Origin of the sequence: Pseudomonas sp. 273 (assembly GCF_029201425.1) — a bacterium.
Taxonomy (GTDB): Bacteria; Pseudomonadota; Gammaproteobacteria; order Pseudomonadales; family Pseudomonadaceae; genus Pseudomonas; species Pseudomonas delhiensis.
On the sequence record NZ_CP116775.1, the window covers coordinates 2,162,085 to 2,184,319 of the forward strand.

Genomic DNA, 22,235 nt, shown 5'->3' on the forward strand with positions numbered 1-22,235 from the left:
GGCCGGCGCCCGCGGCACTCGTTGCATCGAGGCATTCCATGTTGGCTTACCTGGTGTCGGCGCTCGAGCGCCTTCTCTTCCGCCATCGCCTGGCGACCCTCGGCCTGCTGGCCGTAATCACTCTGGTGATGGGCTTCTACGCCTCGCGCCTGGAGATGTCGGCCGGCTTCGACAAGCAGCTGCCGCAGCAGCATGCGTTCATCAAGACCTTCAACCAGTACCGCGACGTGCTGTTCGGCGCCAACCGCATCATCGTGGTACTGCACGCCAGGCACGGCGACATCTGGAACAGGCAGGCGATGACCCGCCTGTACGACCTCACCCAGGCGCTGTTCTTCATGCCGGGCATCGACCGCCGCAGCGTGACCTCGCTGTGGACGCCGAACACCCGCGCGGTGCAGATCACCGAGGAGGGCATGAAGGCCGAGGACGTGGTCGGCGGCGACGTCACCGTCGGCACCCTGGACGACCGCGCCATCGCCGGCATCCGCGAGCGCACCATCATCGGTGGCTTCGTCGGCAGCCTGGTGGCCAACGACTACTCCGGAGCCATGGTGGTGGCCGAGCTGGCCGACCCGGACCCGCAGACCGGCAAGCGCCTCGACTACCTCGAGTTCAGCCAGCGCCTGGAAGAGCAGGTGCGCGCCAGGTACGCCGACGCCGACTATGACGTGCAGATCATCGGCTTCGCCAAGCAGATGGGCGACATCGGCGCCGGGGCCAGGAGCGTGGTGGCGTTCTTCGGCCTGGCCTTCGTCCTCACCGTGCTGGCGGTGTACTGGTACACGCGCTCCTGGGTGCTGACCTTCCTGCCGCTGTGCTGCTCGCTGGTGTCGGTGGTCTGGCAGTTCGGCACCCTCACGCTGCTCGGCTTTGGCCTGGACCCGCTGGCGATCCTGGTGCCCTTCCTGGTCTTCGCCATCGGCGTGAGCCACGGGGTGCAGCAGGTCAACTACATCGCCAAGGAAGTCTGCGCCGGCGCCGACGGCCTGACCGCCGCGCGGCGCAGCTTCGTCGGCCTGCTGATCCCCGGCACCCTGGCGCTGATCACCGCCTTCGTCGGCTTCGCCACCCTGGTGCTGGTGCCCATCCCGATGATCCGCGAGCTGGCGATCACCGCCTCGGTGGGGGTGGCCTACAAGATCGTCACCAACCTGGTCATGCTGCCGCTGCTGGCCAGCTACTTCCGCTTCGATGCCGCCTACGTGGCCCGCGTCGAAAGGCTGCGCCGCGCGCGCGACGGGCTGATGGTCCGCCTGGGGCGCATCGCCGAGCCGCGCAACGCGGCCATCGGCGGCGTACTGTGCCTGCTGCTCATGGCCGTGGCCGTGTGGCAGAGCCAGGGCCGCCATATCGGCCACGTGCTGCCGGGGGCGCCCGAACTGCGCGCCGACTCGCGCTACAACCAGGACGTACAGAGCGTCGTGGACCACTTCTCCCTGGGCCTGGACCTGTTCACCGTCGCCGTGGAGACCCCGGCCGGCGGCTGTTACCAGCACGACGTGATGCGCTACGTGGAGCGCCTGACCTGGTACCTGGGCAACGTGCCCGGCGTGCTCTCGGCGCAATCGCTGCCGGCGCTGACCAAGCTGGCGGCCTCCGGGGTGAACGAGGGCAACCCGAAATGGGCGGCGCTGCCGCAGGACGAACTGTCCCTCGCCGAAGCCGTGCGCCAGGTGCCCGAAGCCCTGCACCTGTACAACGCCGACTGCACGCTGCTGCCGGTCAACCTGTACCTCGCCGACCACAAGGCCACCACCCTGACCCGCGTGGTGCAGGCGGTGGAAAGCTACCGCGCCAGCCACCCCATGGCGGGCGTGAACGTGCGCCTGGCCAGCGGCAACGCCGGGGTGCAGGCCGCCACCAACCAGGTGGTGGAGGCCTCCGAGCTGCCGATGATGCTCTACGTCTACCTGACCATCCTGCTGCTGGTGTTCCTCGTCTACCGCGACTGGCGGGCCATGGTCGCCTGCTGCCTGCCGCTGACCCTGGCCACCTTCCTCGGCTACTGGTTCATGAAGGCGCTGGACATCGGCCTGACCGTGGCCACCCTGCCGGTGATGGTGCTCGCCGTGGGCATAGGTGTGGACTACGCGTTCTACATCTACAACCGCCTGCAGATGCACCTGGCCGCCGGGCAGAACATCGTCGACGCCTTCAAGCAGGCCCTGCGCGAGGTGGGCGTGGCCACGGTGTTCACCGCGCTGACGCTCTCGGTCGGTGTCGCCACCTGGGCCTTCTCGGCGCTGAAGTTCCAGGCCGACATGGGGCTGCTGCTCACCTTCATGTTCATGGCCAACATGCTCATGGCCATCACCCTGCTGCCGGCCATCGCCGTACTGCTGGAAACCCTGATCCCGCGGCGGGGGCCGGTGCGCGCGCCCCTGATCGCCCATTGAATGGAGGACGCGCGAATGTCCAGCATCCAACCCCTGCGCCCGCTCCTGGCCGCGCTGGTACTGAGCCTCGCCGGGCAGGCCTGGGCCGCCGAAACGCAAAGCCCGGCCATCGCCCTGGACGCCGCGCAGCGCACGCCGCTGGTCGCGGTGGCCGGGGCCGGCCAGCGCCTGGTGGCCGTCGGTGACCATGGCGTGGTCGTGCTATCCGACGATGGCGATGCCTGGCGCCAGGCGCGCAGCGTGCCGGTCGACGGCCTGCTGACGGCGGTGAGTTTCGTCGACGACCGCCAGGGCTGGGCCGTCGGCCATGGCGGCGTGCTCCTGCACAGCGAGGACGGCGGCGAAACCTGGGCCCTGCAGCAGCGCCTGGACGACAAGCCGGTGCTGCTCTCGGTGTGGTTCGAGAACGCCCGCCACGGCATCGTCGTCGGCGCCTACGGCTACGCCGCGCAGACCGAGGACGGCGGGCGCAGTTGGCGACGCCTGGCGGTCACCGCCGAAGGTGACGACTTCCATCTCAACCACATCTTCGCCGGCAGCAATGGCGGCCTGTTCATCGCGGCGGAACAGGGGCACGCCTATCGCTCGCTGGACCGCGGCGCGACCTGGCAAGCGCTCGACACCGGCGCCAGCGGCTCGCTGTGGAGCGGGTCGGGGCTGCGCGACGGCCGGCTGCTGCTGGCCGGCATGAGCGGCCGGGTGCTGCTCGGCGATCGCCTGGGCGAGCACTGGCAGGCGCTGGACAGTGGCAGCCACGAGGCGATCACGGCCGTTGCGCAGTTGGCCGATGGGCGCGTGGCGCTGGTCGGCAATGGCGGCCTCGTCGCGCTTTCCGACGCCAGCCTTGCGCGCTTCGCTGCCGCACGACGGGAAGACCGCCTGAACCTGTCGGCACTGGCGCCGCGGGCGGATGGGCATCTGCTGCTGTTCGGGCCCGCCGGGGTGATTACCCAATAGAAACGGGCCGCCCTGGTGTCCGCTGGCGCGTTCGCCGGACACCAGGGCGGCCACCCAGTTGTCAAAAACGGAAGTCTGGAAAGCAATGAAAGTCTTGATAGTACATGCCCACAACGAGCCGGCCTCTTTCAACGCCGCGCTGAAAAACCTCGCGGTCATGGTGTTGGGCGAGCAGGGGCACGAAGTGGTCGTTTCCGATCTTTATGCCCAGAAGTTCAACCCGGTTGCCACCGCCGAGGATTTCGGACATCGAGCCAATGGCGAATATCTGGTCTATGCGCTGGAGCAACGGCACAACCACAACAACGGCATGTTGGCGGCGGACATCCAGGTGGAGCTCGAAAAGATAAAGTGGGCCGACCTGATCATCTTCAACTTCCCCCTCTACTGGTTCGGCATGCCCGCCATCATGAAGGGGTGGATCGACCGGGTCTTTGTGTCCGGGTTCTGCTATGGCGGGCGGCGGATCTACGACCGAGGCGGCTTGAAGGGAAAGAGGGCGATGCTCGCCTTCAGCCTGGGCGGGCAGCGCCATATGTTCGGCAAAGGCGCCGTGCATGGCGAGATGGAAGCCCTGCTGCGCCCCATCCACCAGGGAATGCTCGCCTATGTCGGGCTCGAGGTCCTGCCGCCATTCATTGCCTATCACGTCCCATACATAAGCGCGGCGGAGCGCCGGGAGTACTTGAATGAGTACGCCCGGCACCTCGTTACCCTCGAGCAGCGCGAGGCGCTGAAGTTCCCAAGGCTGGACGACTTCGATGAGTCGCTTCGTCCCCTGGGGGAGGAACGGGGCTGCTGAGCCGCCCGCTTTGCGGGCTGGCCATTTTCAGGGTTTGAAAATACCTGTCGAATTCAAGTTGGAGAACCTCATGCCCTCAAAGGAATTCATCGAGGGGTTCCGCCAGGAACTCGCCAATCGCTCGTTCGCGCTGATAACCGTAAGGCGGATGGCGGCGCGTTGCAGGGGAAGTGATTGGCATATGTTCTGGCAGGCCTATTGGGACCTGGAAATCCTGAATGCTCGTCGATACGAAGCCGCGGCGCTGCGCTGGGGGCTGGACCCCACCCCGGGATTACCGACGAAGCTGAAGGCCTGGATCGTTTCGTCGGTACCCCGGTGCCTGATGGTTGGGCTGGTGAAGTTCGTTCACGGAAAGACCATCGCCTATGTCGATCGGCTGCGCGACCTGCGGCAGTCGGGGCCGGCCGAGACCGTGGCATTTCTGGATTTCATGGTGGAGCAGGAAGAACTTCAAGTTGAAATGATGCGGCTGGCGCTGGCCGGCCGACATTCGGAAATGCGTGCCTGCGCGGAAGGTTTTTTCCTGAAGCATGAAGGTTCCACTTCCAGGCCCGGACAGGGTGCCAGGCAGGTATCCGCAAGCTGAATGCGAGTCCAGTGACGTGGCTCGGGGAAAACGCCTACGCTATTACTTCCCACGCCCCTGGGAGGGGGGAAGAAAGGCCACACCACCAGTGGTCTCCATCCCTCGCCGTAGCACGCAACGAGGAACCCTCGCCATGAAAGCGCTGAAGCTGGAGAAGGCCTTCACCCTCCTGGAGCCCGGCCCGCTGGTATTGGTCACCACTTGCGACGACGGCCAGCGCAACATCATGACCCTGTCCTGGACCATGGTGGTCGACTTCACTCCACGCTTCGCCCTTACCACCGGGCCCTGGAACTACTCCTACACCGCCCTGGAGAAGACCCGCGAGTGCGTCATCGCCATTCCCTCCGTGGACCTGCTCGACACCGTGGTCGGCATAGGCACCTGCTCCGGCGCCGACACCGACAAGTTCGCCCGCTTCGGGCTGACCGCCCTGCCAGCTAGGCATGTCGGCGCGCCGCTGATTGGCGAGTGCCTGGCGAACATCGAGTGCCGGGTGGTCGACGTGATCGAGCGGCACAACATAGTGGTACTCGACGGCATCGCCGCCTATGTCGATTCCAGGCGCGAGGAGCGTCGTATCCTGCATGCTGTCGGTGATGGCACCTTCGTGGTGGATGGCGAGATGCTGGACCGGCGCAAGGCGATGCGCTCGAAGTTGCCGCCTGGTGTCTAGGTGGTTGGGTGTGGCTACGGCAGAGCCATGGGGCTTGGCATCGAGTCCGAATCTTTCCTAGCCGAGTGTCCGTGATAGCCAGGCGATCAACCTGGCCAGCCAGAAGCGCTGGCGCCACGCGCGAATCTGCGGCAGGTTCTCGAAGATGAATGGTTTGACGCGACTGCGTTCCTGGCTGGCCAGTGATTTGAGCGCAGGAATGGCATTGCGCAGGTAGTACACGTAGTACAGGGAGGTGACTGCGAAGAATCCATAGAGCCAGAGCGCGACATGGGCCTTGTCAGCGGGTTCGCCTAGCATTGCCATCACCGTGGCGGAAAGCGCGGCTGCGATACCGCCGGTCCAAGCACCAAGGCTTTTGTCGTCGTCTTCGGAGTAGCTGACCTGTTCGTGACGGACCTGAAACGGTGAAGTGAACTTGCGGCGGAGCCCTACCAGCCAGTAGGCCGCTATCGTCAGCCCACTGGGGACGAGGGCCATACCGAGTGCCTGCAACTGCGGTTGTCCACCCAGGCGCTGAAAAGCCGCGATCCCCATTACCAGGCCCAGCATCGGGCAGACTGCGAGCCAGTTGATGAGTGCGGTACTGGCAAAATCGAGGAAACGCTCGCTGACGCAAGATACTCGCAGAAAACGCACGAAGGCCCACATGCAAATCAGCAGGTAGGGCAGCAGAAGCATCGGCATCAGGCCGACGGCTGCGCCACCTATCAGCACCCAGCAGAGCAAGCCGGAAAGCAATTGCCTGAAGAATCGGTTCGGGTCGGGTGTGAGCATCCTTTCTCTTCCGTCAGGAGGTATTCGATTATGTTTGGAGGCTACAGTTCTCGTTGAATGATGGTGTCTTCTAGAAATACAGAAATCCAAGTATCCATTACTTTCCAAAAATTGAATCCGCTTTCTATTTTGTCAGGCGCCTCATGCCACCAGATCGAAGCATGCCCACTCTTTTTTTGAAGGTTTATGCAAAGATAGTCGCCTGCACCATTGTGAAGTAGACCTGTTAACTTTGAAATAAAGCTTGGGCTGTCTCCATCGTAAAGGTCCGATATGTTGACCTGTAGCTCAATAGGGAGAGGGCCCATGGATTGGGAAGGATAGAAAGTGAATCCGTTATGCAGGTTTAGATAGAAATACTTAATATCTTCAGGTAGTTCCTGGGTTTTGGCTTTTTGAGGCCTATTGTTTGAGATTGGAGGTGCTCCTAAATAAAAATAAAATCCATCAGTGTCTCTGAATATATAGATGAGTTTAGGCTCGTCGTCTGAAAGCAAGGCTGTTCCTATAAGGCCTTTTTTCAATAGGTTGAAGGTCCATGGGAGGTGATCCTTGAATCTTTCCCACTTCGCAGGTATCCACGGAGAGTATGCATGTGTTACGCCGAAACCTTTCCACTCGGCAGGGTATGAGTGACTCGCAGGAACTTTTTCTGGCGACATGAATATTCTTGATTTTGGGAAGCTATGGCTCAGTTCAGCTTCTAGTTTGCCTGTGTTTATCATGGCCCACTCCTGTGTTTGGTGTTTCTAGTAAGCCGTAAAGCAAAGTGGCCTTGACTATTTTTTGCACTGTTTGCATTCCCTTGCCCCGCCGGGCTTGGACGGGCCCATGATGGCGGGGGAGAAGGGGTGATGGAGGTGGAGCAGTGAGGGCATTTCATTAGTTTGACTTCCTTTTCATTTTATTGAGCTATCAGTAAGGTTAAGCTTGGGGTCGATTAATTTGTCGGGATTTCTTTGAAATCTACTCCTACTAGTTTTTGTTTTTTTGCTAAATGAACAAAGTTTTCAGATACAAATATCGACAAAGGGCTTTCCTTTAGTCTAAAAATTTGGAGATTTGGTATTTTTGATTCCTTCAATGCATACTTGTATACAACAAGGCCTTGAGGGTATTCGTCAAACTCTGCTTGCTCTTTGTCTAGGGCGTCGTGGATTGCTGATGTTATTACTATGCCGTGATGGTCAGTATTAGGAGAGTTGATTTTTATTTTTATGAACGAGTCGGGAACTATTGAACTTATCACTTCAAGAGCTTTTGAGGTAACGATAAGCGTTGGTCTGAAGTAGGTGAATATATCAGACCTGTCTTCCTTTTTCTTGTCGTCAGTATTGTAAGCTAAGTTGAAGGTTTTTGATGTTAGTGTGCTTGCGTTCTCCCCGAATGCATATTCGCTGGAAGCGTGATATAGCTTTAGGTCCAAGTCTTCGTCTATGAGCGTTTTGTATTTGCTGCTTTGGGTTATGGAGTAGTATTTCATGGTTTATCCAAATATATCTTTCCAGTTGGAGTCTCTGGATGCGCTTAAAAGTTTTTGACGAATATTGTTGAGCGCCTTTGTGACGCCTTCCTTTCCACCCATTCTATCTGCGTTTGTTATTATTTCGTTCACTGTTTCGAAGTAACTATTTGGGTGCTTTCCGTTGTGTAAGATTCCGGGAATGCTTAGGTCTGTATTGTTTCTGTTTGGAAGAAATACACCATTTACTGCGTCATCTACATGGATCCCATGCTTTTTGAGAATATCTCGAGCTGGCGCAGCCAGTTTTGCAGTGTCCCCGACAATATGGTGCGCTGCAGTGTTTACTGGCCTAGTTATTCCGCCTGCTTCGAGATTCTTTCCTAAGGCTTTTGAGCACCACCCTAATGGGTCAATCCAGCCTAATGTATTGGGACTGTAGGAGTATAGATTCTGCCCGCCTAACAACCCAATCGGATCCTGCCCCACAAACCGCCCCACCGCCGGATCGTAATAGCGGAAGGTGTTGTAGTGCAGCCCCGTCTCCGCGTCGAAGTACTGCCCCTGGAACCTCAGGTTCTGCTCGATCTCTTCTGCCGCATAGCCTTCCACTTCCCCCAGGCCTTGTAGGTGGCCTGCCATACCGGCTTGCCGTCCTCGTCGGTGACGTCCAGCGGCGTGCCGATCTGGTCGGTGTGGAAGTAGTAGGTGCGTTCGGCGTCGCCTTCCCGGTCGACGCGGGCCAGGGGGGCGTAGCTGTCGGGTTCGTAGAGGTACAGGCTGTCGCCGTTGGCCCGGCGTTCCTGGAGCAGGCGCAGGCCTTGCCAGAGGAACCCGGTGCTTTTCGTCGTGCCGTCGTGTTCCACGGCCTTGGCCACCCGGCGGCCCAGGCTGTCGTAGTGGTAGCGGCCTTCGCTGAGCAGGTTGCCGTCGCGGTAGGTGCGGGCGCGGATCAGGCGGTTTTCGCAGTCGTATTCGAAGTGCTGTTCCAGGTGGGCGCCGCGCTTGCGCACCACCATGTTGCCCCAGGGGTCGTAGTCGTAGCGCTGGTCTTGCCAGGTGCGCAGGCGGTTGTCGCGGATCTGGCCGTGGTGGCTGTCGCCCTCGGGGTTGACCAGGTTGGCGGCGGCGTCGTAGACGAAGCGTTCGCGGCTGGCCAGGTCCGGGGCGCTGCGGCCGAGCAGTTGGCCGTTGGCCTCGTAGGCGTACTGGGTGTCGCCGCGCAGCTTGTCCTGGGTGCGCACCAGTTCGCCGGCGGCGTCGTACTGGTAGCGGCGCTGGATCGGGTTGTCGCGGTGCAGCAGCAGGTCGGCGGGGACGATGCCCGGGTTGTGCAGGCTGGAGAGTTTCTCCGCCGGCAGCCCCGAGGCGAACTGCCAGGCCTTGCGGCCCAGGGCGTCGTAGCCGAAGTTGTGCGCTAAGCTTTCCCCACTTGGTTGCCGACCACTCGTATTTCATAGATTCGTTGGTAAATTGTATTGGCTACTTTAAAACAGACTTTCGTTCTGAGTCGAAAATGTTCGCTTCTTTTTCTAATAATAAATCTTCAAACTCTTTCGCGGAGTTCTCATAGATAAAGTTTTTCTCGTCTTCATGAATAGCAATACATTGTAGCCAATTTATTTTGAGGCTCTCATAGTTAAGCTGTGGAAAGTGTCCTTCATTCCATATAAACGGATAGGTGAGATAAAAATGAGGTAGGTCAGTGTTGGGGTAATATTCTTTAAGTGCGTTCTCTAGAATATCTCCAGGTAAGATCTCTCTTTTTCTGTTTATTAGTATGAATGCTGCAGTTGTTAGAGCATTTTTCCATGGGGTGTTGGTTGTTTCTGTCGCGGCACACAGTTCTACTCGAGTAGGGAACGGTGAACCATCCGAGTACTTGAAGTCAATCTCAGATAGACCTATTGTTCCAATGGACACTATGCCATCTTCAATGGTGTTCTCGGCTGTTAGTATGTCAATGGAAAGAGACTCGTTCTCGTTGAAGTATGCTTGAATCTCGGTCTTGCCAGAAAATACACCGATGGTGTGTTTGGCTACTGATTTTCTTTGGTCTGAAGGGTAAGGACGTAACATGTTTAAGGTCCGTAATAGTCGTCGGATGGTAATTCTGCAGCATGGCTTCTATTAGGGGAGCCCTAGAGAAGACTTCTGGTTGTAATGTTAACATTCTCTTGGTAAATATTTAGAGGGCTGATTTTAAGTTGTATATAAATTTCTGATTCATGTTTAAGGTTGTTGATAAAGTTTTCAAATGAACCGGTCAGCCACCGATAGGCATTGGCATGGTTTGACTCTGGGCTGATGTTATTGTCGAATGAGTCGATTGCATAGAGGCATATGTTGTTTTCGGTTAAATCTAAGCAAAAGAAGTTCCCTCCATCATCTATTGCAAAGGGGAGAAGGGTTTCAGGGACGACTTTTTTCGTCATTGTGGTATAGAGTGCATCTAGATATTTAGTGTCATTGCTATAGGCCTCGTTGGTTCTGGCAATAATCTTGAAGCGCTTAACTCGTACGGGGTCGTAATTGTCGTCGCTATCCCACCAGTCTCTATCTGGTATTCCGCCATTATGGGTTAGGTAAAATTGCTTGAAGTCCTCGGGTAATGAATGGTTGACTATTTTCTCTAATAGTTCGATGTCAGGTAGGCTTATGCTTGGTCCGGATTTGTAAAATTTAAGAGCAGACATTGTAATTCCTTGGTTTAGCAAGTGGCCTCGGTTTCTAGTCTTCCTATATTGATCATGGCCCACTCCTGTGTTTGGTATTTTTAGTAAGCTGTAAAGCAACACGGCCTTGGCTATACCAAGGCCGTTATCATCTTCAGCGAATTATTAGAGAGCAAACTGAGGCTTGGCTATAGCATCCGCTGGCCTTCAAAGGGATTCCAGCCTTGCTGGCCTTTGACCTGCTTGAGGTAGTAGGCGTAGTTGGTGATGACGGCGTAGCAGGCGGCGAAGCCCATGCCGATGCCGTTATCCAGCGCGCGGGGAATCTCGATGCCGGTCAGTATCTCGAACAAACCCTCCAGGATGCCCACCGCGAAGATGATGGCGAGCATCATCAGGTTCTTTTTCCACAAGCCGAGGACGAACCAGTAGATGGGGCCGAAAAAGAAGGCCAGGATGCTGGCGTTGATCAGGATGCGCTTGCCGAAGGGCAGGGCGCGCAGGGCCTGCTTGTAGGTTTCGCTGCGCGGGCCGCCGTGCTGGTCATAGAAGGCGAAGCGTTCCTGCCATTTCGGCTTGAGGTTGCCTTGATTGGGTTGGGTTTGCGGGATGCTTTCCATGGGACCTCCTGTCGTGGTTATCCGTGTGTGGGCGATGGCTCAGGCCTTCTTCAGCCGCGCCGCGGCGAGGAAGGTCACCAGTACCGTGGTGAAACCCCAGAGGGCTGGCCCTACGGTTGGAATGGGGCGCAGCACGAAGAAACCGACTACTGCCGTGGCTACGGCGGCAATCACGGCGACCTTCTTGTCAGCGGTGATGCTGAACTTGTTGTTGCACTGTTTGCATTCCCTTGTCCCGCCGGGCTTGGACGGGCCCATGATGGCGGGGGAGAAGGGGCTGATGGAGGTGGAGCAGTGAGGACATCTTATTGTGATAGAATAAACCTCTAATTTATTAAGAGCTGATTGTTGTAGGCTATGAGGCATTGGGTCAGTGGGGGAATCCACCCGAGGTGTAGATACCCCATAACTTATTTATAAAATCTATATCCAGTTTTTTTTCTAGGGCGTCAATTACTAGCCCTAAATCGTCAGATGCGTATCCCGCTAGTTCAGAGTTTCCGGTTAGTTGAAATATTCTTTTGAAAGATATCTCTCTTGCTTCTTTGGCTTTTAAGGTTTCTGGTCTCCCGTCCTCTTGGATGATTTTATATGCTGCGCTCCATAGAGTATCGAATTCAGAAGAGTCTCTCGCATCGAGCATGGATTCCCAGTTGGTATTTTGCGAAAATATCTCATGCAAGAAATTGTCGCTTTTTATTTTTTGAAATACTTCATCTGCTGTTGTCATCGTAAGCCTACCTCTTTTAGCCAGTTGTCTATTAAATCTACAGCTTGAACTGGTGTCACATCCTCGCCAAGGATATACGTCCCGTTTGGAGAGCGTACATCAACTCTTATGTCATTAAGGTCTTTATATGCTTCACGGTATGCGGCAAATAGCTCATCATCGGTACCTGGAAACGCGCCTTGCCGTGGGCCGATCACAGACCGCTCGGCATCATGCATACGCCAGTGATCGTGTTCTGGATTACTGCCTCGGGGGAATAGTGTTGGACGCGTTTTGTCTGATCTACTAACTGCAAACGGTCTTCCAACAGACTTTCGAACGGCTGGTACGTGATGTCCAGAGGAGGATACCCCCATTTCCCTACACCAGCCCCATGGATCATACCAACCTAATGTATTCGGGCCGTAAAGGTAGAGATTCTGCCCGCCTAACAACCCAATCGGATCCTGCCCCACAAACCGCCCCACCACCGGATCGTAATAGCGGAAGGTGTTGTAGTGCAGCCCCGTCTCCGTATCGAAGTACTGCCCCTGGAACCTCAGGTTCTGCTCGATCTCTTCTGCCGCATAGCGTTCCACTTCCCCCCAGGCCTTGTAGGTGGCCTGCCATACTGGCTTGCCGTCCTCGTCGGTGACGTCCAGCGGCGTGCCGATCTGGTCGGTGTGGAAGTAGTAGGCGCGCTCTTCGTCGCCTTCCCGGTCGACGCGGGCCAGGGGGGCGTAGCTGTCGGGTTCGTAGAGGTACAGGCTGTCGCCGTTGGCCCGGTGTTCCTGGAGCAGGCGCAGGCCTTGCCAGAGGAACCCGGTGCTTTTCGTCGTGCCGTCGTGTTCCACGGCCTTGGCCACCCGGCGCCCCAGGCTGTCGTAGTGGTAGCGGCCTTCGCTGAGCAGGTTGCCGTCGCGGTAGGTGCGGGCGCGGGTCAGGCGGTTTTCGCAGTCGTATTCGAAGTGCTGTTCCAGGTGGGCGCCGCGTTTGCGCACCACCATGTTGCCCCAGGGGTCGTAGTCGTAGCGCTGGTCTTGCCAGGTGCGCAGGCGGTTGTCCCGGATCTGGCCGTGGTGGCTGTCGCCCTCGGGGTTGACCAGGTTGGCGGCGGCGTCGTAGACGAAGCGTTCGCGGCTGGCCAGGTCCGGGGCGCTGCGGCCGAGCAGTTGGCCGTTGGCCTCGTAGGCGTACTGGGTGTCGCCGCGCAGTTTGTCCTGGGTGCGCACCAGCTCGCCGGCGGCGTCGTACTGGTAGCGGCGCTGGATCGGGTTGTCGCGGTGCAGCAGCAGGTCGGCGGGGACGATGCCCGGGTTGTGCAGGCTGGAGAGTTTCTCCGCCGGCAGCCCCGAGGCGAACTGCCAGGCCTTGCGGCCCAGGGCGTCGTAGCCGAAGCGGCTGGTCAGGCGGCCCTGGGTGCGCAGCACTTCGCGGTGCAGGTCGTCGCGCTCGAAGTCGCTGATGACGCGGCCGTCGAGGTTGAGTTGGTGCAGGTGGCCGCTGCCGTAGTACAGGTGGTTGAGGTGGCGGCCGTCCGGCAGTTGCAGGCTGAGCAGGTTGCCCAGGGCGTCGTACTGGTAGCCCAGTTCGCCCAGCGGGGTGCTTTCGCCGAGCAGGCGGCCGTTGGCGTCGTAGGCGAAGGCCAGGCGTTCGGCCTGCAGGCCCTGGCGTTTGCCCTGTTCGCTGGGCAGGCGGTCGATGCCTTGCAGGCGGTCGCCGGCGTCGTACTGGTAGTCGTAGCGGGCGTCGTCGGTGAGCTTGGCCAGCAGCCGGCCGATAGCGTCGCGTTCGAACCGGGTGCATCGCGTGGGGCGTTCGCCCTGCTGGCCGTAGCCGGTTTCCTCGACTTCCACCAGGTGGCCGCCGGCGTTGTAGCGGAACCGGCGGGTGAGGTTGTCGATGCGCTGCTCTTCCACCAGGCGGTCGCTGGTGTCGTAGGCGAAGCGATAGGCCGCGCCGTTCTCGTTGACCAGCGCGGCCAGGCGCAGGGCGCGGTCGTATTCGTAGCGGACGATCTGCCCCTTGGCGTCCTGGCGGCTTTGCGGCAGGCCGCGGGCGGTGCGGATCAGGCGGGTGCTCTGGCCCTTGCCGTCGGTGTGCCCGAGCAGTTGGCCGAGGGCGTTGTAGCTGAAGGCCTCGCGGCTGCCGTCGGCGTGCTCGATGGCCAGCACTTCGCCGTTGGGCTTGCGCTGCAGGCGGGTGGTCTGGCCGAGGGCATCGGTGATGGCCACCAGGTGCTGGCGGTCGTCGTATGCGTAGCGGGTCTGCTGGCCGGAGCAGTCCTGGTAGCGCTCCACCTGGGCCAGGCCGTTCCACCACAGGTGCTTGCGCTTGCGCAGGGCGTCGACGATGGTGTGCGGCAAGCCGTCCTCGCCGTTGAAGTATTCGGTGTTGTGGCCTTCGGCGTCGGTTTCCTCGATGAGGCTGCCCCGGGCGTCGTAGCGGGCCTTCCAGGTGCTGCCGTCGGGGTAGGCCACTTCGCTCACGAGGTTTGTGGCGAGGTGGTGCCGGTAGCGGATGCTGCGGCCCAGCGGGTCGATTTCCTCGACCAGGCGCGAGTACTCGTCGTACTTGAGCTGCACGCGGTTGCCGTCGGGCAGTTGCAGGCCGGTCATGTTGCCGGCGTCGTCCAGCTCGATGCGGTATTCCTCGCCGCCGAAGTCGCGGCTGGCCACCACCCGGTGGTCGGCGTTGTAGTGGATGCGCGCCTCGCGCTGCAGGGCGTCGCTGACCGTGGTGACGCGGGCCTGGAGGTCGTAGTGGAAGTGGTAGTGCTCGCCGTCGCTGGTCCAGTGCTCGACCACCCGTGGACGTCCGCCGAGGTTTTCCCAGCGGTATTCGCAGCGCAGCCCCAGGGCGTTCTCGTGGCGCACCATCAGGCCGTCCTGGTAGGCGAAGCGGCGGCTGGTGTCGCCGTTGCGGTTGTGCACCTCGCTGAGCTGGCCCTGCGCGTCGTAGCGGTAGCGCACCAGGCTTTCCACCGCCTGGTCGCCGACCACCCGCACCACCTCGGTGAGGCGCTGCAGCGGATGGTCGTAGTGCAGGTGCAGGCGCAGCCCGCCGCTGGCGGTGATGTCCAGCAGGCGGCCATCGGCGCCGCGGTTGAAGTGCAGGTAGTGGCCCAGGGCGTTCTCGAGGCGTTGCAGCGGGGCGGGGCTGCCGTCCGCGGGCAGTTCGCCGAAGTAGAAGAACTGGTTGTCGAGGCTCTGCAGCAGGTAGTGGCCGCCCTGGCTGCGCACCAGGTAGACCTGCTCGTTGGCGGCGAACACCCGCTCGCCCGGTTCCAGGGCGACGAAGGGCACGCTGCGGCCCTGGTTGTCGCTCAGGTAGACGAACTCGCCGGCCTGGCGCAGGCTCTGGTCCCAGGGCAGCACCCAGCCGCGGCCGAGCACGCTGTCCACGTCCAGGTCGCTGGCGTAGAAGCGCGACCACTGGATGGGCATCAGCCCGGGCAGGCTGAAGTCGGTTTCCCCCGCCTCGGTGAGCAGCTTGCGCCCGGTGGTGGCGTCCACCGGGTTGCCGAACAGGCCGCCCACCGCGCGGTTGATCGCCGGACCGAGGACGTAGCGGCTGGCCACTTCGCCGGCGACGAAGCCGGCGGTGAATTTCAGCACGCAGGGCATGATCGCCTTCATTCCGGCCTGGGTGCCGGCCTTGATCAGCTGGGCGATGCCGCCGGCGGCGCCAGCCACGGCCATGAGGATGTCCACGGTGGTGCGCAGCCAGCCGGGGACTTCGTCGTCCACCGGCAGGTACTGCACGGTGCCGCCGCCGATGAAGACGTCGGAGGAACCGCCATCGATCTTGGCGCCGCAGGTGAGCTTGTCGCCCTTGCGCGCGGCGGCGACGTCGTTGATGAAGACGTTGCTGGAGCCTTCGGCCACCTGGATCAGCGGCGGGTGCTTGTCGCAGATGGCTGTGCTGCGTTCGACGTGGGCGGCGTTGCGCTGGTTGATGTAGACGTTGGGCGAGCCCTTGTCGATCATCCCCGCTGGCGAGATGAACATCCGCCCTATGGCTTCGCCGGCGGCGGTGAGCAGGCTACCTCCGACGCCTGCGAGAATACCGGCCAGGAGGGCCACGCCGAATCCACAGGTGAAGGTGGCGATGGCCACCGTGGCGACCAGCGCTATCCCCAGCGCGGCGCCGATGAGAAAGCCCGCCAGCGCGCTGGTATGGGCTATCTCGTCATGCAGGCGAGCGGCTTCGTACATGGCGGCTCACTCCGTGTCGCCGGCGGCGTCTTCCGGGAGGGTGGGCGCCTGGCGTAGGCGGAAGCTGGCCAGCAGGTCGAGCCAGGCCTGGCTCTGCGAGGTGCTGAAGTCGCCCTGGCTGGTGGTGGAGAACACCAGAGCACGGCCCGGCTCGATCTCGAAGGCGGCCTGGCGCTGGTACAGCGGGCGGCCGTCGTTGAGGTAGTAGGCGTCCACCTGGATGCCTTCGAGCGCCGGCTCGCCCAGGCTGGCCGGTTTCTTGCCGAGCAGGGTGTAACCGCGCAGCTTGGCGCCGATCAGCTTGACCTGGCGTTCGACGTAGGGCTTGAGGGTTTCGCCGGGCAGCAGGTTGTCGCGCGAGACGGTGATGCTCAATGGCGCCGGCACGCTGTTGCCGAGCACGAACATGTTCACGCTGCGGTCCTGGTAGCCTTCGGGGAGGGTGATCTGTCCTTCCTGGAGTTGGTAATCCATGGGGTGTTCCTGTCGTGAAACGGTGAGGAGGTCAGGCCAGGCGCAGTTCGTCGAGCATGGCGTCGAAGTCGATCAGCCACTCGGCCAGTTCGGCCTGGTTCGGATCGAGCACGGTGGACAGGCTCAGCCACTGGCGCGGGCCGCCGGCCAGCGGCAGCAGCGCGCCGACCACGCGGCCATGGCGCGCCTGCTGGCCGTCGCGGTAGAGGTAGTCGACCTGCTGCGCAGGGTGGCCGGCGAGCTGGCGGGGAGCGCGGCGCACGATGCGCAGGTCGGCATGGCGCTTCTCCAGGCTGGCCAACAGGCTGTCCATGGCCTGGTCGAGGCCGAGCTGTTCCGGGGCGGGGCGCTTCTTCAGGCCCAGGGCCAGCGGCCGGCTGTTGCGCTCCAGGGTCACCTCGATGCCGCGCACTCCATAGGCCTCGGGCAAGGCCACCAGCAAGCCGGCGAGGGTCACGCCGTTGGCGCCTTCACGCAGCGGCCCGGCGGCCGGAGCAGGGCAGGGCGGTGCGGCCTCGGGAGCCTGGGGCGGCTGTTCCGGCGCGGGCTCCGGTGTTTGCCGGCGCTGCGCCAGGCGGTCGTAGATGCTGCTGCTTCTCATGGGCGTGCCCTCACTTGTTGATCCGTACCGGCTGGCCTTCGACGAAGGTCTCGCCCTTGCTCAGGGTATGGATGGCGTCGGCCTGGATCTCGATGGCCTCGGGTGTGAGGGTGATGCTGCTGTTGCCCACGCGCAGGATGATGTGGGTCTTGGCCTCGATCTGGATGTGCTGCTGGCCGACCACCAGGGTGTAGGCGCCTTCCTGGACGTTGACCAGGGTGTCCTTCTTGATGGTCTCGGTATGGGTGCCGCCCACGGTGATGCTGCGGTTGTTGCCGACGCTGTGGGTCTCGTCCAGCTCCACCTCGGTGTCCATGAAGCGCTCGGCGTGGATGATCACCTGCTCGGCGCCCTGCTTGTCCTCGAAGCGGATGAAGTTGGCCGCGGCCGCGCCGCTCTTGGTCGAGCGGGTGAGGAAGCCGCTCTGCGTCTTGTTCTCCGGCAGTGACCAGGGCGGCATGTTCTGGCTGTTGTAGAGGCTGCCAGTGACCAGCGGGCGGTCCGGGTTGCCGTCGAGGAAGGAGACCACCACCTCGTCGCCCACCCGCGGGATCTGGATGCTGCCGAAGCCGCCGCTGGCCCAGGCCTGGGCCACCCGCACCCAGCAGGAGCTCTTGTCGTCGCGCTGGCCGTAGCGGTCCCAGTGGAACTGCAGCTTCACCCGGCCGAGGCTGTCGGTGAAGATCTCCTCGCCGGGCGGGCCGACGACGATGGCGGTCTGCGGGCCGGAGATGCGCGGGCGTTCGGCGGAGAGCGTCGGGCGGTAGGGGATCTTGCGGCGGATGCAGGTGAACTCGTTGGTGTAGTGCGCCTCATCGCCGGTGAGGTAGTTGTTGCTGCCGCCGTGCTGCACGCCGAGCAGGAGGAACTGGCGGTCGTCGGCACTATCGTTGTCATGGTCGTAGTGCTGCAGCAGCTCGAAGGTGTATCCGGGGCTCATGCCGCGGCAGTTGCTCGCGCCGTAGAACAGCTTGGCCTGCACCTCCAGCGCCTCCAGGCGGTTGCGCACCAGCGCCTCGCCGTCGTCGTGGGTGCCGTGGGTGTACTGGCCGGGGAAGTCGAAGATCTCGAAGGCCTCGACGTCGCCCTGCTGGTTGACGCTGTCCAGGCCCACCTGCAGCAGGTTGCCCGGCTGCTTGTAGTCGAAGGTCTGCATCGCCACGCGGCCGGACTGCAACTGGCGCTGACCGCTCCAGCCGGTGATGGAGTCGGCACTCTCGGTGACCGCGGCGCTGTGGTAGCGGATCCGCGGCTGCGCCGGCAGCGGTTTGAGCAGGGTGGAGTCGTCCATCACCACCAGGGTGTGCTGCTCGTTGGTGTGCTCGAAGTAGTAGAACAGGCCTTCGTTATCCAGCAGGCGCTGGACGAAGTTGAGGTCGCTCTCGCGGTACTGGGTGATGTAGCTGTGCGGCTTGAGCGCCTTGCTCAGGCGGAACTCGAACTTGGGCAGCGCGCCGTAGGGGGAGAACACCTGGGTGATCACCTGCTCTACGGTCTGGTCCTGGAAGATGCGCGAGTCGAAGCGCCGGCCGAGCATCCACAGCCAGGGGCTGAGGGTCGCCGAATAATGGGCCAGGCCACCGTCGCTGCCGTTGCTGGCGAAGCGCGTGATATAGCCGTGGATCGGTCGCGTGCCGCCGTCGGCCAGTTCGATCTCCAGCAGCGCCGGCTTGCCGATCAGCGACTTCAGCTCGATATGGGCGTCCTGGCTGATCAGCCCCATGTTGAAGCTGAACAGCCGGGACAACCCTTCGCCGCCTGTGAAGTGATCGAGCAGCAGTTCCTGGGCGGACTGCAGCGGCGTGGTCAGTTTCACCAGGCGCCGGTTCTGCGGGATGAAGAGGGCGGCGAGATCCATCAGCATATCGTTCTCCTGCGTAACACTGGGGCCGCGCCGGGAACGGTGCGGCGGCATCCTTTCAATGGGGTGGCGGCGCCAGTCGGGCGAACAGCCGGGCCAGTGGCGAACGGGCGCGCCACTGGCGGATTTCCGTGAGGTTGGGCAAAACGAAGTTGGTCTTCCCGCGCCGCTCGAGAGCGCAGAGCGTTCTCAGGTCGAAAAGGGCGCAGCGATAGTGATAAGTGGCGTATAGCGCGAGGCCAAGGCAGAGCAGAAATAGGACATAGGGAAAATTCCCCTCGTCCCATGACGCTGTACCGGTCACAGCTGCGCTAGCTCCCACCAGGCGTTCGGTATGGTGTTGCAATATGGTGGCCCCCAATGCTGCTGCCGTCAGGCGGATGAGCAGGAGGGACATGCCCAGGATGTACAAGAGCCGCAGGGGGGAATGGCGGTCGCCAGAGCCCCTGCGAAGATGGCCTGGAGAGTGAAGCCGGCCAGCAGGTTCGTACGCGGTTGGCTCGGAGAGGTTGGAATGACCATGGGCATTCAGCGCTCCTTCAGTTTGTTGCTGAAGGCGATGAAGGTCCTGGCGGGCCAGGAACGAGAACGCAGCGCCTGGATTTCTTCCAGGTTGGGAAAGCTATAGCGATACCCGTTCTGACGCTCGGTTTCCTTGAGTTGCCGAAGCGCGGCGATCGTGCCTCGTATGGATATCACGGTGACGACGGAAAGTGCGGAGGTGAGAATTAGCATCACTATGGGGCTGGCAAGCACGTCTCGGATTTGAGGCATCAGAAGGCTTGTGATGCCGAGGCCAGCCCCCAGCCAGACGAGGTTGACCTTGCGTTCCTTCACGCTCGGGTACACTCGGTTGCCGCGAATCTTATAGGGCGTCTGTTTCACCATGCCTGCACGAACGAGCCGGTAGACCGCAAACGTCAGAAGCGCAGGCAGGCTACCGAGTGCCAGGCATACGGGTAGCGGCCAGCCGAGCTTGGTACCGAGCAGGACCATCAGCAGCAAGGCGAAGGATGGCATCATGGACAAGGCCTGGAACAGCATCAGCGCGCAATAGGCGCTGTAGCTTTCGTTCTGGTAGGCGTGATATCCCCGCCAGCCGCAGGCGAGGGCGAATGCCGCTACAGCCAGCCACGTCAGCACCGGCTGGATCATGCAAAGCATGCCGAGCAGAAATACCAGCAGCAGTAGCCATTGCCGTGTAACGGAGAAAAGCGAATGGGTACTTGACGCGATCATCTCTGCGCCCGCCTCCCGGTGATTGCCGGCAGAAGGTATGAGGCAGGAATAGGCATTCAGCGCTCCTTGCCTCTACCCAGGGCATTACCCAGATAGACGAACAGATTCGCGGCCCACGATTGGGTCCGCCATTGCCGGATGTCCTCGATGTTCGCGAAGGTATAGCGCTTGCCGCTGCGTTCCTGTTGTTTGAGCCAGCGTAATCCGGAGATGGCATGCCGGTAGTAGAAGAGCATGTAGAGACCGATCAGCACTGCGCTGCCCGCGATCAGCAGGCCGGCGTGCTCTCCCTTCGCCAGCGCGGCACCGCCCAGCGCTGCGAAGCCGCCGATCAGGCCGGCCCACTTGGAGCTTTGCGGGGTACTCTTGTGACCTCGACCCGGTCTGCCCTGATGCGGAAGACTTCCGGCTTTGGCGGTTGTGAGCGCAAGAGTAAGTAACCGGCGCCAATGAGCAGGAAGGGGCTGAGGCTGGCTGCGATTCCCGTTGTCGCAGGCCACTGGTCATGAACAGTGGCAGCGATTACGCCGGCCGCGATCATGGGCGCGATGCTCAGGTTGAAATACAAGAACAGCCCTGCATAGTCGGTAAAGCTTTCGCTGGCATAGACGCAGCGGCAACGTATCCAGGTCAGGATGAGCATGTAGGCACAGAACGGCAGCAGCAGGATGGGGTATCCGATGACGACGAACCCAAGGAAAAGCAGGCTGGCAAGTAGTCCTGCAAAGGTGGATTTGAAAAAGTAGGATCGGGTCGTCAGGATCATGCTGTAGCAGGGCCTCCTCAGGTGAGCCTTTACTTCTTTCCCGTCAGGAAATCGCCTATAGCCTTATCGGCTCCGAATCTTTCGACGGTAAATTGCGCACCGGCGCCTGCGATCAGCGATATACCGATAACGATGACGGCCGGGCCTGCGACCAGCGAGGCTACTACGAAGCCTGCGGTGAAGGCGGCGACGTTACCAACCTGGCTGTACGCCGATTTTTCCAGGAACTCGCCGACGCTGTGTGAATTGCTCGCGTCGATATAGGCCTGGGGGCCAAAGCTAAGGGCGGCACCCACCGCATTGCTGCTGAGTACTTTGCCGAAGCCGCGGGTTCCATAGGCCTTGGCGTCGATGTAGGTTCTGCTGCGCAGGTCTTTCAAGGTGTCGTAGGCCGGAACTTGCAGCAGGTCCCCAACCACCTCTCCTCCAACGCGGTAAAGCCTGGCCGTTTCCGTCGCCGGAATCCTGAACTTGAGATTGCCCTCCACATGGACCAGCCTGATCCGCCGGTGGAAGGTCTTGCGCGCGGAACGGCTGCCGCTGCGGCCGCGTGTGCTGGCCCAGGTGGCCAGTTCCTTCTTGAGCTTGTCGGGGATGTCCAGCAGGTCGACCACGCGCTTGGTCTTCAGGCCCGCGTGCATCATGCCGGCGACGTTTGCCACGGTGCCCGGCAGGTTGCTTGCCGAGAACAACAGCGGCCCCACCACGGGGATCGCCTCGGCCTGCTTGCGCAGCGCCTCCATTTCCTTCGCCGAGGTCTTGCCGGCCTGCTTCAGCTTGCCGAAGAGGAATACCAGCAACGCCAGCGATTCCTCGGCCTCTTCCTCGGACATGTCGCTGTCCGCGGAGGCCAGTTCGCCGGCGAGGAACATCGCACCGCTGTAGTCATCGGTGGCGTACTCCCCGCCGATGTTGATCCGCGAGGGCATGGCCCGCGCCGCCACCACTTCCGGCCACGGCAGTTCGCCCTCGCCGAGCAGGCCCTGCGGCCCGAGGCCCATGGGGTCTTCGCGGGTGCAGGGGTAGAACAGCCCGCTCATGGGCGGCCACCTGCGGGCCCCTGAAGGGGGGCGTCGTTGCGGTGGTGACGGGGCATTCCAGGTGGGATTCCGGATTCCGTTTCGTATTCATGAAATGAATTCATGTTGCGCATCCTGCAGAAAGCTTTCCCCACTCATGGGGTGCGAAGGAAAAACCGATCGAAACGAACTGTCAAGCGGCAGCTGATAACCGTGGGTAGTGGCATTTTGCTTTGCCGGCTTCCCTTTCTTTTCGGCTGTAAGGCCCGTCCTGAAAGGGTTTTGCGGTATGACCTAAGACGGGCCGCACAGCGGTTAGTTCCTTCCGCCTCCGCCGCTTATCTCGCAAATGCGTGTAGGAAATTCGCTATTCGGTGTATCAGCGATGATCC

The 22,235-nt window shown here is 61.1% G+C and carries 24 protein-coding genes; 5 read left to right on the forward strand and 19 right to left on the reverse strand.

Annotated elements, in window-relative coordinates:
- Positions 1–38: 38 nt before the first annotated feature.
- The 5 genes from PKO50_RS10475 to PKO50_RS10495 all read left to right on the forward strand — a co-directional run bounded on the left by PKO50_RS10475 (position 39) and on the right by PKO50_RS10495 (position 5,423).
- Positions 39–2,399, forward strand: coding sequence for an efflux RND transporter permease subunit (locus PKO50_RS10475; protein ID WP_275629635.1), 2,361 nt, complete (start codon positions 39–41; stop codon positions 2,397–2,399).
- 15 nt (positions 2,400–2,414) lie between these two features.
- A complete protein-coding gene (locus tag PKO50_RS10480) occupies positions 2,415–3,356 on the forward strand; it encodes a YCF48-related protein (RefSeq protein WP_109933380.1) in 942 nt (313 codons plus the stop codon).
- A gap of 85 nt (positions 3,357–3,441) precedes the next feature.
- Positions 3,442–4,158 (forward strand): NAD(P)H-dependent oxidoreductase, encoded by a 717-nt coding sequence (locus PKO50_RS10485; RefSeq protein WP_109933381.1) that lies wholly within the window; start codon positions 3,442–3,444, stop codon positions 4,156–4,158.
- Positions 4,118–4,747: a hypothetical protein gene (locus PKO50_RS10490; RefSeq protein WP_256595830.1), complete on the forward strand. Its 630-nt coding sequence runs from the start codon at positions 4,118–4,120 to the stop codon at positions 4,745–4,747. Before PKO50_RS10485 ends, PKO50_RS10490 begins: the two co-directional genes overlap by 41 nt.
- Positions 4,748–4,880: 133 nt before the next feature.
- Entirely contained in the window at positions 4,881–5,423 is a 543-nt protein-coding gene (locus tag PKO50_RS10495) for a flavin reductase family protein (protein ID WP_275629636.1), read from the forward strand.
- A 57-nt stretch (positions 5,424–5,480) separates the two neighbouring features.
- Here PKO50_RS10495 and PKO50_RS10500 read toward each other — a convergent pair whose 3' ends face one another.
- The 19 genes from PKO50_RS10500 to PKO50_RS10585 all read right to left on the reverse strand — a co-directional run bounded on the left by PKO50_RS10500 (position 5,481) and on the right by PKO50_RS10585 (position 21,864).
- On the reverse strand, positions 5,481–6,200 hold the full coding sequence (locus PKO50_RS10500) for a hypothetical protein (RefSeq protein ID WP_275629637.1): 720 nt from the start codon (positions 6,198–6,200) through the stop codon (positions 5,481–5,483).
- A gap of 41 nt (positions 6,201–6,241) precedes the next feature.
- Entirely contained in the window at positions 6,242–6,925 is a 684-nt protein-coding gene (locus tag PKO50_RS10505) for an SMI1/KNR4 family protein (RefSeq protein WP_275629638.1), read from the reverse strand.
- Positions 6,926–7,140: 215 nt separating this feature from the next.
- Positions 7,141–7,683: a DUF1629 domain-containing protein gene (locus PKO50_RS10510; RefSeq protein ID WP_275629639.1), complete on the reverse strand. Its 543-nt coding sequence runs from the start codon at positions 7,681–7,683 to the stop codon at positions 7,141–7,143.
- A gap of 3 nt (positions 7,684–7,686) precedes the next feature.
- Complete coding sequence (locus tag PKO50_RS34085) at positions 7,687–8,274, reverse strand: RHS repeat-associated core domain-containing protein (RefSeq protein WP_346770499.1); 588 nt, start codon at positions 8,272–8,274, stop codon at positions 7,687–7,689.
- Entirely contained in the window at positions 8,235–8,906 is a 672-nt protein-coding gene (locus PKO50_RS34090) for an RHS domain-containing protein (RefSeq protein WP_346770500.1), read from the reverse strand. The genes PKO50_RS34085 and PKO50_RS34090 overlap by 40 nt, the downstream gene beginning before the upstream one ends.
- Before the next feature lie 238 nt (positions 8,907–9,144).
- Positions 9,145–9,741, reverse strand: coding sequence for a suppressor of fused domain protein (locus tag PKO50_RS10520; RefSeq protein ID WP_275629640.1), 597 nt, complete (start codon positions 9,739–9,741; stop codon positions 9,145–9,147).
- A 62-nt stretch (positions 9,742–9,803) separates the two neighbouring features.
- On the reverse strand, positions 9,804–10,358 hold the full coding sequence (locus tag PKO50_RS10525) for an SMI1/KNR4 family protein (RefSeq protein ID WP_275629641.1): 555 nt from the start codon (positions 10,356–10,358) through the stop codon (positions 9,804–9,806).
- Between the two features lie 167 nt (positions 10,359–10,525).
- Positions 10,526–10,957: a DUF2628 domain-containing protein gene (locus PKO50_RS10530; RefSeq protein WP_275629642.1), complete on the reverse strand. Its 432-nt coding sequence runs from the start codon at positions 10,955–10,957 to the stop codon at positions 10,526–10,528.
- Between the two features lie 39 nt (positions 10,958–10,996).
- Complete coding sequence (locus PKO50_RS10535) at positions 10,997–11,131, reverse strand: hypothetical protein (protein WP_275629643.1); 135 nt, start codon at positions 11,129–11,131, stop codon at positions 10,997–10,999.
- 196 nt (positions 11,132–11,327) lie between these two features.
- Complete coding sequence (locus PKO50_RS10540; protein ID WP_275629644.1) at positions 11,328–11,687, reverse strand: hypothetical protein; 360 nt, start codon at positions 11,685–11,687, stop codon at positions 11,328–11,330.
- Positions 11,684–15,883, reverse strand: a complete 4,200-nt coding sequence (locus PKO50_RS10545; RefSeq protein ID WP_275629645.1) for an RHS repeat-associated core domain-containing protein — start codon at positions 15,881–15,883, stop codon at positions 11,684–11,686. The genes PKO50_RS10540 and PKO50_RS10545 overlap by 4 nt, the downstream gene beginning before the upstream one ends.
- A 6-nt stretch (positions 15,884–15,889) precedes the next feature.
- Positions 15,890–16,357: a DUF1795 domain-containing protein gene (locus PKO50_RS10550; protein WP_275629646.1), complete on the reverse strand. Its 468-nt coding sequence runs from the start codon at positions 16,355–16,357 to the stop codon at positions 15,890–15,892.
- A gap of 31 nt (positions 16,358–16,388) precedes the next feature.
- Positions 16,389–16,958, reverse strand: coding sequence for a DcrB-related protein (locus PKO50_RS10555; RefSeq protein ID WP_275629647.1), 570 nt, complete (start codon positions 16,956–16,958; stop codon positions 16,389–16,391).
- A gap of 10 nt (positions 16,959–16,968) precedes the next feature.
- Positions 16,969–18,822, reverse strand: coding sequence for a type VI secretion system Vgr family protein (locus PKO50_RS10560; RefSeq protein WP_275629648.1), 1,854 nt, complete (start codon positions 18,820–18,822; stop codon positions 16,969–16,971).
- A 55-nt stretch (positions 18,823–18,877) separates the two neighbouring features.
- Positions 18,878–19,216 (reverse strand): hypothetical protein, encoded by a 339-nt coding sequence (locus tag PKO50_RS10565; protein ID WP_275629649.1) that lies wholly within the window; start codon positions 19,214–19,216, stop codon positions 18,878–18,880.
- Between the two features lie 131 nt (positions 19,217–19,347).
- The gene (locus PKO50_RS10570) at positions 19,348–20,058 is read right to left on the reverse strand and encodes a hypothetical protein (RefSeq protein ID WP_109937030.1); all 711 of its coding nucleotides are present in this window, start codon (positions 20,056–20,058) and stop codon (positions 19,348–19,350) included.
- A 56-nt stretch (positions 20,059–20,114) separates the two neighbouring features.
- Positions 20,115–20,294 (reverse strand): hypothetical protein, encoded by a 180-nt coding sequence (locus PKO50_RS10575; protein ID WP_275629650.1) that lies wholly within the window; start codon positions 20,292–20,294, stop codon positions 20,115–20,117.
- A 95-nt stretch (positions 20,295–20,389) separates the two neighbouring features.
- Positions 20,390–20,824: a hypothetical protein gene (locus tag PKO50_RS10580; RefSeq protein ID WP_275629651.1), complete on the reverse strand. Its 435-nt coding sequence runs from the start codon at positions 20,822–20,824 to the stop codon at positions 20,390–20,392.
- A 29-nt stretch (positions 20,825–20,853) separates the two neighbouring features.
- The gene (locus tag PKO50_RS10585) at positions 20,854–21,864 is read right to left on the reverse strand and encodes a hypothetical protein (RefSeq protein ID WP_109937032.1); all 1,011 of its coding nucleotides are present in this window, start codon (positions 21,862–21,864) and stop codon (positions 20,854–20,856) included.
- Between the last annotated feature and the right edge of the window lie 371 nt (positions 21,865–22,235).